The organism is Clostridioides sp. LIBA-2809 (assembly GCF_056688965.1).
In genome coordinates, this window is record NZ_CP197004.1 from 2,838,503 (window position 1) to 2,855,541 (window position 17,039).

At 28.4% G+C, this 17,039-nt stretch carries 11 protein-coding genes and 1 other annotated feature; of the genes, 2 read left to right on the forward strand and 9 right to left on the reverse strand.

Features of this window, described 5'->3' with window-relative positions; translation table 11 throughout:
* Positions 1-102: 102 nt before the first annotated feature.
* The 5 genes from ACTG44_RS13540 to ACTG44_RS13560 all read right to left on the reverse strand — a co-directional run bounded on the left by ACTG44_RS13540 (position 103) and on the right by ACTG44_RS13560 (position 8,166).
* Positions 103-2,841: a PAS domain-containing sensor histidine kinase gene (locus ACTG44_RS13540; RefSeq protein ID WP_021385433.1), complete on the reverse strand. Its 2,739-nt coding sequence runs from the start codon at positions 2,839-2,841 to the stop codon at positions 103-105.
* Positions 2,842-2,946: 105 nt separating this feature from the next.
* Positions 2,947-4,830, reverse strand: a complete 1,884-nt coding sequence (selB, locus tag ACTG44_RS13545) for a selenocysteine-specific translation elongation factor (RefSeq protein ID WP_479917212.1) — start codon at positions 4,828-4,830, stop codon at positions 2,947-2,949.
* A 75-nt stretch (positions 4,831-4,905) separates the two neighbouring features.
* The gene (gene selA, locus ACTG44_RS13550; protein ID WP_479920300.1) at positions 4,906-6,285 is read right to left on the reverse strand and encodes an L-seryl-tRNA(Sec) selenium transferase; all 1,380 of its coding nucleotides are present in this window, start codon (positions 6,283-6,285) and stop codon (positions 4,906-4,908) included.
* Between the two features lie 50 nt (positions 6,286-6,335).
* Positions 6,336-7,382: a selenide, water dikinase SelD gene (gene selD / locus ACTG44_RS13555; RefSeq protein ID WP_079747027.1), complete on the reverse strand. Its 1,047-nt coding sequence runs from the start codon at positions 7,380-7,382 to the stop codon at positions 6,336-6,338.
* Positions 7,383-7,473: 91 nt separating this feature from the next.
* Positions 7,474-8,166, reverse strand: a complete 693-nt coding sequence (locus ACTG44_RS13560) for a helix-hairpin-helix domain-containing protein (RefSeq protein ID WP_479919207.1) — start codon at positions 8,164-8,166, stop codon at positions 7,474-7,476.
* 79 nt (positions 8,167-8,245) lie between these two features.
* Here ACTG44_RS13560 and ACTG44_RS13565 point away from each other — a divergent pair, with 79 nt between their 5' ends.
* Positions 8,246-9,532, forward strand: a complete 1,287-nt coding sequence (locus ACTG44_RS13565) for a D-alanyl-D-alanine carboxypeptidase family protein (protein WP_479917213.1) — start codon at positions 8,246-8,248, stop codon at positions 9,530-9,532.
* Between the two features lie 134 nt (positions 9,533-9,666).
* Here ACTG44_RS13565 and ACTG44_RS13570 read toward each other — a convergent pair whose 3' ends face one another.
* The 3 genes from ACTG44_RS13570 to ACTG44_RS13580 all read right to left on the reverse strand — a co-directional run bounded on the left by ACTG44_RS13570 (position 9,667) and on the right by ACTG44_RS13580 (position 12,771).
* Positions 9,667-10,005: a DUF2325 domain-containing protein gene (locus tag ACTG44_RS13570; RefSeq protein ID WP_021385441.1), complete on the reverse strand. Its 339-nt coding sequence runs from the start codon at positions 10,003-10,005 to the stop codon at positions 9,667-9,669.
* A 250-nt stretch (positions 10,006-10,255) separates the two neighbouring features.
* Positions 10,256-11,572, reverse strand: coding sequence for an argininosuccinate lyase (gene argH, locus ACTG44_RS13575; protein WP_021385418.1), 1,317 nt, complete (start codon positions 11,570-11,572; stop codon positions 10,256-10,258).
* A gap of 87 nt (positions 11,573-11,659) precedes the next feature.
* Positions 11,660-11,870: a binding site (T-box leader), on the reverse strand.
* Positions 11,871-11,949: 79 nt separating this feature from the next.
* Complete coding sequence (locus ACTG44_RS13580; protein ID WP_021385490.1) at positions 11,950-12,771, reverse strand: Cof-type HAD-IIB family hydrolase; 822 nt, start codon at positions 12,769-12,771, stop codon at positions 11,950-11,952.
* Positions 12,772-13,131: 360 nt separating this feature from the next.
* On the opposite strand from ACTG44_RS13580, the gene ACTG44_RS13585 reads away from it, so the two are divergent.
* Positions 13,132-14,235, forward strand: coding sequence for a pyridoxal phosphate-dependent aminotransferase (locus tag ACTG44_RS13585; RefSeq protein WP_479920628.1), 1,104 nt, complete (start codon positions 13,132-13,134; stop codon positions 14,233-14,235).
* A gap of 51 nt (positions 14,236-14,286) precedes the next feature.
* Here the strand turns inward: ACTG44_RS13585 and ACTG44_RS13590 are convergent, their stop codons facing one another.
* Positions 14,287-16,926, reverse strand: coding sequence for a cation-translocating P-type ATPase (locus ACTG44_RS13590; protein WP_021385475.1), 2,640 nt, complete (start codon positions 16,924-16,926; stop codon positions 14,287-14,289).
* Positions 16,927-17,039: the final 113 nt, after the last annotated feature.

Genomic DNA, 17,039 nt, shown 5'->3' on the forward strand with positions numbered 1-17,039 from the left:
AAAATAGGCTATCATAATATCTTACTTTATGATAGCCTATTCTTTATAAAATACTTACTAAAACACATAGTATTTTGATTTAGGATTTTCCTATAAGAGTCTTTAATAATATATATCAGAAAATTCTATTTTTATTTTTTCTTGAATATTATATATTCTCTTATCTTCTGTATAATGTTCACTATTAAAACTCTTCATTGGAAGTGAAATTAAGAACTCTGTCCCTTTGTTCACTTCACTTATTACTTCTATATCTCCACCATGAAGACTTACTAGGTTCTTAACTATAGCAAGTCCTATTCCACTTCCTTCAGTATTTCTAGATAATGTCTTATCAACTTGTGAAAATTCTTCAAAAATCAATTCCAGTTTATCTTGAGGTATTCCAACTCCAGTATCTTTTACACTTATCATTACCTTATCTATTTTATAATAAATATTTACGTATATCCATCCTCCATTGTCAGTAAACTTAATACAATTTGACAATAGATTCAATATGATTCTCTCAATTTCAACCTTGTCTATATAGACATTAATTTCTTCAAGCTCTGTATCAAATAGAATTTTTATATCTTTCCTACTTGTATACTCTTCTATATTCATAAATAAATCTTCTATTACAGATACAATATTGTATTTTGCAAGTTTTAGTGTATAGAATCCAGACTCCATCTTTGTTAAATCTATAATATTATTTATTAGTCTTTGAAGTCTATAAGAGCTTTGTCTCACTAAATCTACATGAGACTTAATATTATTGTTGTAGTCTTTTATCTTTTCACTTCTATAGAAAGAGTCTACTAATTGATTTGAACTTGATATAACATTTAGTGGAGTTTTTAACTCATGAGACATATTTGCGAAAAACTCAGTTTTTATTTTATCTGTTTTAAATCTTTCAAGCAATTCTTTTTCTGCTTGTTCAGAATATTTTTTATGTGCTAAGTCTTTTATAATAAGCATTATGTATCTAGTATTATATATAGCAAAAGGTAATGCACTTAATTCTACTTCTACTATATCATCATAACTATTTATCAACTCATACTCTAGTAAAAATACACTTCTATTTTCATTTAAAACCTTAGCCATATTATCAGTAAATTTCATTTTTTCTTCAGTATTTGCATTCATTAATAACTTAATGTTAGAGTCTTTTATATCATCTATATTTGTAAAAGATAGCATATCTAAAAATGACTTATTTGCATAATTTATACTTAAATTATCTTTTAGTAGACATATCCCATCAGGTAATATATCTATAAATCTTGAATAAGATGATTGACTTTCTTCAAGTTTTATTTGAGATATTTTTCGAGAAGTTGTATCACGTATTACAATAATGGTTTTATCTGTTCCAGCATTAGTGTACTGGGAAAAACTCATTTCAACATACTTTACTTCCCCATTTATTAAATATCTTTTTTCTATGCTCTCTTCACTTTTGCATATTGAAGAGAAATCAATACTTTCTAAGTTACTTTTAAAAATTTCCCTACATGCATTATTCACATATATTTTATTGCTACCTTCAAGTACTACTATCCCATCACCAACACTTTCTAAAAAATCTCTGCTTCTCTTATTTGCTTCAATAAGCTTATGTTCATATTCCTTTTTCTTAGTCTTATCTTTTAATACACATAATACACCTTCTATTTGAGAAGCAATAATTAAAGGAGCAAATATGGCTTGATAAACCTTGTTATCGCTTGTATTAATAAACTTTTCCACGTTCTTTTCATTATCAAATACAGAATGAATACTTTCTATTAAATCGTGGAAATTTTTTATTTTATCACCTAATTTATCCTGTTCTTTATAATCTCCAAAAATGTTTCTAAAACTCTTGTTTGCATATGTAATTTCTCCATCTTTACTAAACACAACTATACTATTTACTGCAACATCTAAAGTAGATTGTAGTCTAGATTCTCTTCTTATAAGTATTTCTTTAAGTTCTTCTATCTTTTCTGTTTCATAGATTAATTTTTTGTTCTTTTCTTTTAGGCTTTCTGTTTTTATTGTTAATTCTTCATTTGTGTCATGTAATTCTAATGCTGTTTTCTTAATATTCTTAGACACTATGTAATTATATAAATAATATAAGGCTACATTTATTATTATCTGCGATAATATCCCCTCTACATGTCTATTAGCAATCATTATATGCAATAAATTTGGAACCCTTGATAAAATTATTATTATTATTATTCTATTAAAAAATTTTTTTTCATTATATTCCCATTTACTTTCATTTGAACTTGAATTTAATTCAATTCCACTTACAATGGAAGTAATTATCATAAACACAGATGTTACAATGCCTAAAGAATAATGTAATCTATCTTTTCCTAGAGATTCAACTATTCCAGATATTATGAATAAAGATGCTACTGTTAAAGCCACACTTGTTATGAATAAAATTACACTTGAATTAATTTGTTTATTATCCTTAACAAATTTAAAACTTAAGTATACACCAAGTATAGGAAATAAATCGGTTATTGCTGATATTGTAATATTAGTACCAATTATAGACTCTGTTCTAATTCCTAAGCAATTAAATAAATATATACATTCTAATGCTCCAGTAGCGGTAAAAATTAATCCTAAAAATGTAGAAAATGAATCTACTTTAAATTTTGTAGTATTAAATATAACCATTCCTGTGGCTATTAAAAATATGGCATATATTGCATGTAACAAAGTTTCATATTTATCTGTATCTTTTATAATAAAGAATAAAAGTACTGAGCCCATTATTATAAATAAAAGGCTCATATTTTCTCTTTCTTTTATATCTGGATTTACATCAGGTATTATATTCTTCAATACTTTACACTTCCTCTTAATTAATATTTTATACTAATTAATTTATACGATACTCGACATTATAATTCCTTCTTTATACCTCAAAGCAAAAACAGACATTTTCCGCTAAAACAAAATTCTTTTGTTTTCTACCCTCTTAGTTATCTTGTTTCTATCGAAGTTTTCCAATATAATCATGCAATTTTTTCTACTAGAATCAATCAAATCTCTGTATTCTCCTAGTGTTATCTCTTTATTTTCTTTTATATAATTTATCAAAGTATTTTTTGCATTTTCATAAATGTCTTTGTCCATTACATACAAATCATCTAATTTCTCTACCTTATTACCTATCATTGACTCTAATACTTCAGCATAGTTATTATTTCCTTCAGAAACTTCATCTATTGTCAATATAGAAGAAACTCCACATGATTTTAATCTTTTTTCTATCTTCTTTGCGATTTCTTTTTGCTTGTCATTTAAAACAACCTCAAAATCAAATAGAGATACTATATTATTTTCTATTTTTATGATATTTTCTGTAGATAATCTTTCTAATAAAATATCCATTTCTCTAGTCTTAAAATTACTTTCTATTTTAGACCTTACTTCTTCTTTTAATATTCCTTTTCTCAATCTATATTTCTTATGGTATTCATTTAAAAGATTTACTATATTTTCTTTTAATTTGTTATATTGATTTATATGCATATACATATTGCCTATAATAAATACTTTACTTTCCGATATAAGTGTTTCAAGAGCTTTTTTTACCTGCTCTTCATGGGCACCACTATAACTCATTATTTCTTTTATATTTGGATAATTTTTTAGGTTCCTCTTTAAGTATTCTTCTATTATATCTTTAAGTTCGCCTTTTTCTTTTATTTTTAATGCTTCTATAACCTTTTCATCAAATCTCTTATGTTTTTTAGGAGATGGGTCGATTATTACACCTCCACCAATAGTTTCCATTGGAGAATAGCGTCTAACTACGAAGGTATCACCTTTTTTGGATACTATACTTTCTTCAAGTCTTAACTGAACATATCCACTCTCTCCACTTTCAATTAATTCTTTATCTAGTGGAACTGCTCTACAAAGTATTTCTCTAGTACCATGATACAATCTTAATCTATCCCAATGTTTTAACCCTTTGTCCAAATGGTTTACCAATGATAATTTCACATCTAACATCATTGATTCTTCTAATGAATTTGGTGCAGCCAAAACATCTCCTCTTTTTATATCTTCCACTTTTACATTTGATATATTGATTGCTGTTCTTTGCCCTGCATAAGCTGTATCTTTATTTTCTCCATGAACCTGTATACTTCTTATCTTTGTTTTTAACACTTGTGGATATATAATCAAATCATCTTCTATACTTATCTTTCCTTCTATTAAAGTTCCTGTTATTACAGTACCAAATCCTTTTATTGAAAATACTCTGTCTATATTAAGTCTCGATGGAGAATTTTCGTTTTTATCTTCTATATCATCACTCATTTTATCTATTTTTTCAATAAGGGTATCTATACCTTTTTTAGATACAGAATCAACTTCAATTATTTCTGCGTTTTCAAGAAAAGTTCCTTTTATTTTTTCACAAATATCTTCTTTTACCAATTCTCTAAATTCTTCGTCTACAGTATCAGACTTAGTTAGAACCACTATTCCATTTTTTATATTTAAAAAGCTTAAAATATCTAAATGCTCAACTGTTTGTGGCATAACTCCTTCGTCTGCTGCTACAACAAGTAATACTATGTCAAGACCTGATGCTCCAGCTAGCATATTTTTTATAAACTTCTCATGTCCTGGTACGTCTACAATACCTGCTCTTTTATTATTTGGTAAATCAAAATAAGTAAATCCTAGATTTATTGAAATACCTCTCTTTTTTTCTTCATCTAATGTATCAGTTTCTCTTCCTGTCAATGCTTTTATAAGAGTTGTTTTTCCATGGTCAATATGACCTGCCGTTCCAATTACTACATTTTTCATTTTTTGCCCCCTATCCAAACTTCAATACTTCTACTTCTCAAATTAAATTCAATATCAATATTATCTAAAATTTATTTAATTAAATGCTTTTCTTAATTCTTCAACAATCACATCAAACTCATCATCAAATATAGTTCTTACATCTAGTACATATTTATTATCATATACTCTAGCGATTATATGTGCTTCACTAAGTCTTAACTTCTTTTCTAAAGATGACACATTTATATGCTCAGGAGTTATTGTTACTACCTTTGTACTTATAGTTTCAAGAGGCATTGACCCTCCTCCTACTTGTGAAAATCCATCTTCTATATTTATACTAGCATTTAAATTTAAAGCAGTTATTTTTTCAAATAGCTTATCTGCTTTTACTTCTAATTCTTCCATCTTATATGTTAACATTTTTAAAGTAGGTATATTTTCTATTGCCTTTGTCTCATCTAAATACATTCTCAAGGTTGCTTCAAGAGCACATATTGTAAGTTTATCAACTCTAAGAGCTCTAGTAAGCTGATTTTTCTTCATTTTTTCTATATACTCTTTTTTACCAACTATAATACCTGCTTGTGGACCTCCAAGCATCTTATCACCACTAAAAGTTACTACATCTGCACCTTGTCGTATAGAATCTAATACAGTTGGTTCATAAGATAATCCATATTTTGATAAGTCTATAAATACTCCACTTCCTAGGTCTTCTATTACAGGCAGTTTATACTTTTTGCCTAAATTAACTAGTTCTTCTATAGAAACACTCTCTGTAAATCCCATAATTCTATAGTTACTTGTATGAACTTTCATTAATACGTTTGTATCCTCTGTAATAGCCTCTTTATAATCTTTTAAATGAGTTTTATTAGTTGAACCAATTTCAACAAGCTCTGCACCACTAAGAGCCATTATACTTGGAATTCTAAACGAACCACCTACCTCAACTAGCTCTCCACGAGATACAATTGCTTCTCCACCTTTAGCCATTGTGCTAAGTACAAGAAGTACTGCTGCGGCATTATTATTTACAACTAGTACATCTTCTGCACCAGTAAGTCTTTTTATTGTACTAGTTAAATGAGAATATCTTGAACCTCTTTCTCCATTATCCAAATCGTATTCTAAGTTTGAGTACCTTGAGGCAGCACACCATAATTCATCTTTTATATCTTCACTCAGTAAAGACCTACCTAAATTTGTATGAATAACTGTACCAGTTGCATTTATAACTTTTTTTAATGATAGTGAGTAATTTAATTTAACCCTGTCTATCGCAGATTCTATTATTTCATCAAATTCTATTGTTACAGAATTTGATGCATCTTCTTTTAATCTTAATATAAACTGTCTTTTAGAATCTATTATTTCTCTAACAGATTCTAAAACTAAGCTTCTAGGATATTTATTTATTATTTCTACAATTCTATTATCACTTAATACTTCATCCACTGAAGGCAACATTGCAAACAATTCTCTTTTGCTCAAAACAATCACTCTTTCTCTATAATATTTTATAAAACGGTAATATATTTTTCCCCTTTTGGAACTACAGACCCTATAATCTTTGCTTCTATTGCTCCATTTAATTTCATATCTCTCACAAGTTCTTCTGCAAGTTCTTCTTTTACAGAAATTAATAGCCCACCTGATGTTTGTGGGTCGTATAAAATATCTTGAACTGCTACTTCCACATCTCCTACAATTTCTACATCTTTAGATACATAATGCATGTTTTTGTACATACCCGCAGGTATAATTCCCATTTGTGCCATTTCTATTGCACTTTCAATGATTGGTACATTATTTGATTCAATTTCAATACTTACTTCAGAGGCTTTAGCCATTTCTAAAGTATGACCAAGTAAACCAAATCCAGTTATATCTGTAACTGAATTTACATCAAATTTATCAAAACTCATCGCTGCATATTTATTTAAATGTATCATTATTTCTATTACTTTATCTGCTATGTATTGTTCTACCATACCTTCTTTCATAGCAGTATTTAACACACCTACTCCAATTGGTTTTGTTATAATTAACTTATCACCAGGCTTTGCAGTGGCATTTGACAAAACTTTATTTGGATTTACAATCCCAGAAACCGAAAGACCATACTTAGGCTCCTTGTCATCTACAGTATGTCCTCCAACTAAAAGTGCTCCACTTTCTTTTACTTTATCAAATCCACCCTTTAATATTTCTGCAAGCACATTCATATCATGGCATGATGGAAAACAAACAATATTCATTGCAACCAAAGGTTTGCCTCCCATAGCATATACATCTGATAGAGAATTTGATGCAGCAATCTGTCCAAATACATATGGGTCGTCTACCATTGGTGTAAAGAAGTCTAATGTCTGAATAAGTGCCATATCATCATTTAATTTATAAACAGCAGCATCATCTGCTGTATCTAATCCTACTAATAGGTTTTCTATATTATCATTTTTAGGTAATTGAGATAAAACTGATGCCAGAACCTCTGGCCCTATTTTAGCGGCTCAACCACCTGCTGTTGTCATCTCTGTAAGTTTTTTTTGTTCTTTTTTCATAAAAGTGCCTCCTTTACTAAATTTCCACATATACACACATATACATACATATTTATAATACCATATCTATAAGTAAGTTTTGTATTATATTTTAGTCTACACAAATTAAATCTTTTATATTTTCATATTTTTTATCTCCAATACCATTTACATTTTTTATATCTTCGATTGAACTAAATTGTCCATTGTCTTCTCTATGCTGTAAAATTTTATTAGCTGTAGCTTCTCCAACTCCAGGTAAAGAATCTAATTCTTCTATTGTAGCTACATTTATGTTTATCTTTGCTTCTTTAGATGTATTTTCATTATCTTTATTTTCAGATTCGCTTTTTTGATTTGATTTGTTAGAATCGTTATTGCTTGTTACAGATATCGTCTCACCTATTTTAGGTATTATGTAATGTTGCTCATCTTCTAGCTTTATGGATAAATTAACTCCATTTAAATCAGCCTCACTCGTTGTTCCTCCCAGTAATTCTACAGCATCATAAAGTCTCTTATCTGGTTCTATAGTTACAATTCCTGGTCTATTTACTGCCCCACTTATGTATATAGTAATTTTATTATTTTGAACACTTTTATCTATGTCTTTAACTACTTTATTGTGACTATTATCTTCATTTTTAATTGAGTCCTCTACATTACGATTTTTCTCACTAGGTGAATTTTTTTTACTTACAACATATACATCATCTTTAAAAATATTTGATTTATAAACGATTAGTGATGATAATATTAAAAAACAGAAAACAAAAAATGAAATAATTTTTACCTTTTTTTTCATATATTAACCACTCCTTTCTTTTAATTATTGACAAATATATGCTATACTAAAAGATGAATTTAAAATTTGGAGGTTCACAATGAAAAGAAATTTATCACTTTTATTAATCTGCTTATTGATATTCACTTCATTTTTAGGAAGTTCTAATATCTCTTTTGCAGATGATGAACCAGCTATAGTTGCTAAACATGCAGTTTTAATGGACTACGAAACTGGGAAAATATTATACAATAAAGATGGAGATTCCAAACTTTATCCAGCTTCAACAACTAAAGCATGGACAGCTTGCCTAGTTCTAAAAAAGGTTAAAGATTTAAATCAAGTAATAGAGATTAAAAATCTACCTCAAATAGATGGTTCTAGTATGTATCTAAAAGAAGGAGAATCTTTTACTGTAAAAGAGTTACTAAATGCTCTTTTAGTTCATTCTGCTAATGATGCCGCTTTTGTATTAGCCAGATATGTGGGTGGTGGAGATGTCCAAAAATTTGTTGACCTTATGAATTCTGAGGCAAAAAAAATTGGAGCTAATAATACTCACTTTAATAATCCTCATGGATTACCTGACCCTAATCATTACACTACAGCTCATGATATGGCTCTTATAGCCAGAGAAGCCATGCATAATGATATTTTTAGACAAATTGTAAAGACTAAGTCACTTAAATTTGAGGCTACAAAAGCATACCCTTATGAAAGATATTTTGTAAACACTAATAAGTTTTTGACATCACATGCTAAGATTACATATAAAGGTCAACCTATAGATATAAAATATGATATAGTTGATGGTATAAAAACTGGATTTACTGATGCGGCTGGTAAATGTCTTTTATCTAGTGCTGTAAAAGATGAAAGAAGAGTTATCTCTGCTGTCTTTAACTCAACTAATGCTGATTTATATTTAGACTCACGAATCTTAATTGATTATGGATTTGATAATTTTAAGTGTGCCACTATTGTTGATAAGAAAAAATATGCTGATACTAAAAAAGTACTATTTACAAAACAGCATGAATTAGTTTATGAACCAAAAAATAGTTATAAGATATTTTTAGGAAAAAATGAATCTCAAAGTAACTATGATGTTAAAACAGAACTAAACAAAATTGATTTACCTATAAAAAAGGGAGCTAAGGTCGGTACTTTGAATATATATAATGCTGGTAAGCTAGAAAATAGTATAGACCTAGTTGCAAAAAATAATCTTGATAGTAGTATTCCATTTATAACTAGTAATGATACTTTAATGACTTTAGTTAAGATTGTTGCAGGAATTTTAATACTTTTAATTTTATTTATAATAGCTTCAAGTATCAAGAAGAAAAATAATAGAAAAAAATCCAAAAGAAATAAGAAAAAATAGTAATTATAAGAAAAAAATCAAATCTATTTCTTCTTATAAAATAGGTACTGTTATAGTAATATGTATTTAATTTATTGAGAAAAGCTCTCAAGATTATTAAATATAAATACTATGCCAGTACCTTTAATTTATATTTATGTATTTTTCTGTTTTTGTTTATCATTAAGTTTACATTTTGAACAATTTCCAAGACATTCATCGACCATATCTAGACATTCATTAAATGCTACCTTACTACTATTTTTATGTCTTACAATTAATATATCTTGTTTTTTAGCTTGAGACTCAACCGTTCTAGACATCTTATGTGAAACTGTTGATGTGAGTATAACAACTGCATCTGGTTTTCCTATAGAGTTATTTAATTTAGAAGACATAGTGGTATATACCTTTGTCTTATAACCTTTTTTCTTGGCCATAACCATATAATCTTTTTCCATTCTTTCATGGCCACCAATCACTAATAAGTTCATTAGATTTCCTCCCATTTATTTGATATTGATTTTCATTATTATTTATATTATATATAATAGTATCTAGAAATAAATTTGTCAATACTTATTGATATTAATTATCATTTTAATAATAAAATTTTTTACTTATATTTATTTCCAATATTACTCTTTTTAAACTTACTACTTTTACATATAATAAATTTTTATACAAAAAAGCTGTAGATTTGAATGTATCACCCAAATTTACAGCTTTTTGAAATTTAATGTATTATTTTAAATTCTTTTTTATTCCTTTATTTAATATACTCTCATAGTCGATAAAATCATAAATATCTTCCTTAAATGCATCTGAAAACTTATGTAATTCTTCTAATGTTAAATCTTCTATTGCCTTTTTATTGTCTTCACAATATATAACGATACTTCCTACTATTCCATGAGCATCTCTAAAAGCAACATTATTTTTAACCAAGTAATCAGCAACTTCTGTTGCATTTAAAAATCCATTCTTTACTGCTTGTTTCATTTTATCTTCATTTACCTTTAATGTAGCTATCATTCTATCCATTATCTGTATGCACATTTCAATAGTATGTACACTATCGAAAAAGCCTTCCTTATCTTCTTGCATATCTTTATTATATGCTAATGGTATACCCTTCATTACTGTAAAAAGACCAAACAGATTTCCATATACTCTTCCAGTCTTTCCTCTTATAAGTTCTGCTCCATCAGGATTTTTCTTTTGAGGCATTATACTACTCCCTGTAGTATATAAATCATCTATCTCAACAAATCCAAATTCTTGAGAACTCCAAAGTATCAATTCTTCACTTAATCTACTTAAGTGCATCATAATAATCGAAAAATCACTCATTAACTCTAATAAATAATCTCTATCACTTACTCCATCCATAAAATTATCTACTACTTTTTTAAATCCTAATTGTTCACAAGTTATATTTCTATCTATATCGTGTGTAGTTCCTGCCAAAGCTCCACAACCTAAAGGTGATTCATCTAATATTTCTATAGCATTTTTTATTCTTTTCTCATCTCTATCAAACATACTATAATACGCCATCAAGTGATGTTTAAATGTTACTACTTGTGCTCTTTGAAGATGAGTATAACCTGGCATCATCACTGGATTTTTATCAGCAACATCTTTTATAGTTGCTTTAAACTCAGATATTAAATCCACCAAATCATTTGCCTTTTCTTTAGCATACAATCTCATGTCAACTGCAACTTGGTCATTTCTGCTACGTGCTGTATGAAGTTTCTTACCAACATCGCCAATTCTTTGAATTAAATTTATCTCAGTAAAGCTATGTATATCTTCATATTCTCCATCTAATGCTAACTTTCCATTTTCTACATCTTCAAGTATCCCTTTTAATCCTTCTGTTATCGTCTTTCCTTCTTCCTCTGTTAAAAGACCACATTTTACCTGCATATGGACATGTGCTATACTTCCTTCAATATCTTTTTTGTACAGTACACAGTCATAACCAAAAGATTTATTAAATTCTTCCATAAGTTGATTTTCGGCTTTTCTAAAGCGTCCACCCCATAATTTCATACCTTTCACCTCATATTTTAAATTTTTTTATTTTAATTATAATATTTACATCTAAGTTAAAATTAAAAAATCTCTTGGTCAAAAAGACCAAGAGACGAAATATTCCGTGTTACCACTCTAGTTGATAAACAAAGTTTACCCACTCTATTCTCTTAAGGCGAGATTACCTACTACCATACTAAATTTCAAGTAGTATTCTCCAAAGCTCTTTTCAATATAAAGTGTTATCATTAGGCTCACACCATTCCTAACTCGCTGAGATTTTCTTTATATCTACTCTCTTCTTCACTGAATCTAAGTTTTTTATGTTTTATCTATTTGTATTATAATTACTATCAATAAAATAGTCAACCTCTTTTTTCCTGTATATACCTTTTTTAAGAGCTAAGTGATTTTTTTAACTCTAAGAATTTATAAATTGCTTTTGCAACTCCACTATCTTGATTGGTATCTGTAACATAATCAGCTTCTTGTTTAATTAATTCTTCTGCATTTCCCATAGCTATTCCAAGACCAGCAAATTTTATCATCTCTATATCATTATAATTATCTCCAAATGCAATTATATCTTCCCTATCTATATTCATCTTTTCAGCTAAAAACTTAACTGCATTGCCTTTATCAACACCTTCATTCATAACTTCAATATTGTTTGGCCATGAAGAAGTTATCTTTATACCTTGAACCTTTATCAATTCTTTTCTTATCTCATCTAAAATAGAAGGATTTTTTTCTTCTATGATTACAAATTTTAGTATATCATTTTTTAAAATTTCATCTCTTAAATCGTCTTTTACAATTACTTCTGTCTCATTACCTAAAAATATACTTAACTTGTCCTCACGTCCCTCTATTTTTCTTGAAAGCATAGAATCTATACTATTACACTGATAGTAAATATCGTATTTGTCCAATACATCTAAGATATTTAAACATGTTGCTGTGTCAATTTTATTTGAATATATTATATTTCCATTTTGCTCTCTTATCAATGAACCATTACAAGCTATTATTGGCATATCTTCTTTAAGAAAATCTACATTGCATTTAGCTGAATCGAAGGCTCTTCCTGTTGCTAAAGTTACATTAATACCGCACTCTATAACTTCTTGTAGTGCAGTTTTATTTTCATCTGTAACCTTATGATTATTTCCTAATAAAGTTCCATCCATATCTGTTACAATTAATTTATATCCCATAATCCAACTCCATAACTTTTTATTGTATACCTCTATTTCCTTAATATAATCTAAAGAATTACCCTTATTAGATTATATCATAACTTTATACTTAAACTATTTCAATTTACAAAATTAATAACATCCATTTAACTCATTTTAAGAGCAAAATAAATCGTTTCTTGTAGTATTTTTCTGAATATTTTCAATTTATAGTCTTATAATGCTAGAAATTTTACAATATATGATATATAATCATATTAAATAAAGTGAGCTATTATAATATTTATATTCGTTTTTTACTATTATATATTTTCATAATATTTTAAATCTAGCGACTTTTATAACATTTACTATTGACTAAATAAGGAGTGATAAACTATGAAATTAAAAATTAACAAAGCTATTGAAATGCAGTTGAAAAAAAGTTATGCAATAGAATCTGGGCATTCAGAAAATGTATTTGAGATAGACTGTGGTGAAGGAATAAATACAGTATCTTACTCAGATAAAGCTGTAGAAGCTTTTAATGCTCTAGAATTTGATATGATAAGAGGATACCCTCATTCAATTGCCTTAAAGAACAATATAGTTGATTATTGGAAAGACTTCATAACATTAGACATTGATAGAATTTGTTTGGCAGATGGCTCTATACATGTTATTTACCTTTTAAATAGACTATTTGTTGAAAAAGGAGATAAGGTTTTAGGATATTCACCTCAATTCTCAGAATATGAGACAGACATAAAAATGCATGGGGCTATTTATGATTACGTTCTTTTAAAGAAAGAGGATAATTTCAAATTTAATGAAAAAGAATTTATTGAAAAAATAAATCCAGAATACAAAGTAATTTACATAGACAATCCAAACAATCCTACAGGACAAATTATACCTTTATCATCAATTGAAAACATAGTAAAAGAAGCATCTAAATATAATATCGCAGTTATGGTAGATGAAGCTTATGGTGAATACATGCCAAAAGAAAATTCAGCTGTAAAACTTCTAAATAATTACGATAATGTAATTGTCTTAAAAACATTTTCAAAAGGTTTTGGTCTAGCAGGACTAAGAGCAGGATATGCAGTTCTTCCAAAAGAACTTGTTGACCCTATTAAAAAGATTTCTACTCCTTACGAAGTATCTGAAATATCTCGTAGTATTGCAGCCAATTTATTAGATGATGTTCAATTTATAGAAGAATTAAAGGAAAAAACACAAGCTATAAAAAATCAGTTATTAATTCCATGGAAAAACCTTAATATAGCTGAAACTAATGATACTGTATCAATAATGACAGTTGAACATAAAAACAAAGATGTAGATTTACAACAAGAATTTGCAAAGTTAAAAATAAGAGTTATATCTGGTAGTGACTTCACTGGGCTTGATAAAAATTTTATAAGATTTAGAATGCCTGAAGAAAAAGAACTTCCTGAAGTTATAAAAGCATTCCAAATAATTGATAATATAGAGTAAATTATATAAGGGGCATATTGTTAAAACCAATATGCCCCTTTGATTTTTTAATTATTTTACTGTATTTCTATTAATTAACTTGTTAAGCTCCATTAATATTGATGAAAGTAATGCTAAACCTAAACAAATTCCTAATTGATATAGTCCAAATACTGTTGGTATAGAGAATATACCTCTTAACACTGGTATTAGTGTTAAAGAGTAAAGCCCAAAGCAAATTAAAACTGCTCCTATAACATATTTATTACTGAAAAAACCTAGCTTTATTACTGTTTGATTATTAGAACGTGCAGGTAATGTCTGCATTATTCTAGCTAATATCAATGTTGAGAATGCCATAGCTACTCCAAGTTCTGGAGACACTTGTAATCCTATATATTGTGCAATTATTGTAACTATACCTATTATACACCCTCTTATAGCTACTGCCTTCAATGTTCCTCCTGCTAGTATACTTTCATCTGGATGTCTAGGAGGTTTATTCATTATATTTTTTTCTGACTTTTCAAATCCCAATGCAATTGCTGGTAAAGAGTCATTTACTAAGTTTATAAATAAAAGTTGTAAAGCTGTAAATGGATTTGACCAACCTGCAAATACTGCAAACAATATAGCCACTATAGCTCCTAAGTTTCCTGCAAACAAATAAGTAATTGCTTTTATTATATTGCTGTATACTGTTCTACCAACTTCAACAGCATTTACTATACTTGCAAAGTTATCATCAACTAGTACCATGGCAGATGCATCTTTTGCCACATCAGTACCACTTCCCATACCTATTCCTATATCTGCTTGTTTCAATGCTGGTGCATCATTTACACCATCACCAGTCATAGCAGTTATATTATTTTTATGTTGCCATGCTTTTACTATACGAATTTTATTTTCTGGTGAAACTCTAGCATATACACTTATACTTTCTAGTTTTTTATATAATTCTTCTTCACTTAAAGCATCAAGTTCTTTTCCAGTAAGGGCTAAGTCTCCCTCTTCCATTATACCAATTTCTTTTGCAATTGCCGCTGCTGTTGTTTTATGGTCACCAGTTATCATAACAGTTTTTATACCAGCACTCTTTGCTTCTCTTACAGCATCCATTACTTCTTCTCTTGGTGGGTCTATCATTGCCATTATTCCAACTAAAGTCATATCATGTTCGTCGTCAATTGAAGGTGTAAAACCTTCTTCTGGAACATCTTTTATTGCAAATGCCAATACTCTAAGTGCCCTATTTGAAAATTCTTCATTTTTATGTTTATATTCTTCTATTATCTCATCTGTTATATCTACTTTTGAACCATTTTTTAAAGCGTATTTACATCTGCTAAATACAATATCTGGAGCTCCTTTTGTAAACATTATATAGTCTCCATATATGCTATTTACAGTAGACATAAGCTTTCTATCTGAGTCAAAGGGTATTTCATTGATTCTAATATATTTACTTCTTAATTTATCATAATCTAAATCATTTTTACTTGAATAATTTATTAATGCTACTTCTGTTGGGTCACCAACTTCTTTACCATCACTAGTTATATGAGAATCATTACATAACGTAGAAACCATAGTCAATAATTTAGCATGATAAGAATAGTTTACTTTTTCCTTATTTAACTCATCATTGTTAGTTCCATACATATAATAATCAACAACTGTCATTTTATTTTGTGTAAGAGTACCTGTTTTATCAGTACATATAACACTTGTTGAACCTAAAGTTTCTACTGCTGGTAATTTTCTTATTATAGCTTGTTTTTTCGCCATACTGTTTGTTCCAACAGCCAATACTATCGTTACTATTGATGACAAAGCTTCTGGTATAGCTGCCACTGCCACTGCTACAGAGAACATGAATGAATCGAGAATGATTTGTGTCATTTCTCCATTTCCAGCCATAAAGTAATTTCTTGCTACTTGAATTATAAATATTAAAAGAGCAAGTATTACAATACCTACACCAAGTTTTTTACTAAAATCCTCTATCTTTTGTTGTAATGGAGTAAGTTTATTTTCAGCACTTTCTAAAAGTCCTGCTATTTTACCCATCTCAGTATCCATACCTATTCCAGTTACTACAAAAGAACCTCTACCATAAACAACCACGGCACCACTAAATACCATATTCTTCTGGTCACCTAAACTTACATCTTCACTTATTTTTTCTGTATGCTTTAAAACTGGCTCTGATTCTCCAGTTAACATACCTTCTACAACCTTCAGAGATTGTGCTTCTATAAGTCTTCCATCTGCTGGTATGTAATCGCCAGCTTCTAAGAATACAATATCTCCAACTACTAAATTTTTTGCTGGAATTGTCATTTTTTTATTGTCTCTTATTACCTTTGCGTTTGGTGCAGATAAATTTTTCAAACTTTCTAATGAACTTTCTGCTTTCTTTGTTTGTACGACACCTAAAACAGAGTTTATAATAATAACTGCAAAAATTATTATAGACTCAACAGTTTCACCTAAAAATATTTGTACTAAAGCAGCTATTAATAGAATTATTACTAAAGGGTCTTTAAAACTTTCTAAGAAAAGCTTATACGTAGGAACTTTATCTGCTTCTTTTAATTCATTAGCTCCATTTTTTTCTAATAGCTCTTCTGCTCTTTCTTTACTCAAACCAGATAAGCTTGAGTCTAAATTTTTAATTACTTCTTGATAAGTACTTTTGTAAGACATTTGTTGCCCTCCTCTTTAATAAATTTATTTTATGTTTGGGGGCTCTTATGTATACTTGAAATTTAAATTTTTTTTTAATAAAAATTCCTTGAATAAAAAAAGACCCCAAAACA

Coding starts and splice junctions, on each gene's coding strand:
- ACTG44_RS13585 (WP_479920628.1), top strand. CDS start 13,132: ATGAAATTAAAAATTAACAAAGCTATTGAAATGCAGTTGAAAAAAAGT.
- ACTG44_RS13570 (WP_021385441.1), bottom strand. CDS start 10,005: ATGAACTTATTAGTGATTGGTGGCCATGAAAGAATGGAAAAAGATTAT.
- selA (WP_479920300.1), bottom strand. CDS start 6,285: ATGTTGCCTTCAGTGGATGAAGTATTAAGTGATAATAGAATTGTAGAA.
- ACTG44_RS13580 (WP_021385490.1), bottom strand. CDS start 12,771: ATGGGATATAAATTAATTGTAACAGATATGGATGGAACTTTATTAGGA.
- ACTG44_RS13560 (WP_479919207.1), bottom strand. CDS start 8,166: ATGAAAAAAAAGGTAAAAATTATTTCATTTTTTGTTTTCTGTTTTTTA.
- ACTG44_RS13565 (WP_479917213.1), top strand. CDS start 8,246: ATGAAAAGAAATTTATCACTTTTATTAATCTGCTTATTGATATTCACT.
- argH (WP_021385418.1), bottom strand. CDS start 11,572: ATGAAATTATGGGGTGGACGCTTTAGAAAAGCCGAAAATCAACTTATG.
- selB (WP_479917212.1), bottom strand. CDS start 4,830: ATGAAAAATGTAGTAATTGGAACGGCAGGTCATATTGACCATGGAAAA.
- ACTG44_RS13590 (WP_021385475.1), bottom strand. CDS start 16,926: ATGTCTTACAAAAGTACTTATCAAGAAGTAATTAAAAATTTAGACTCA.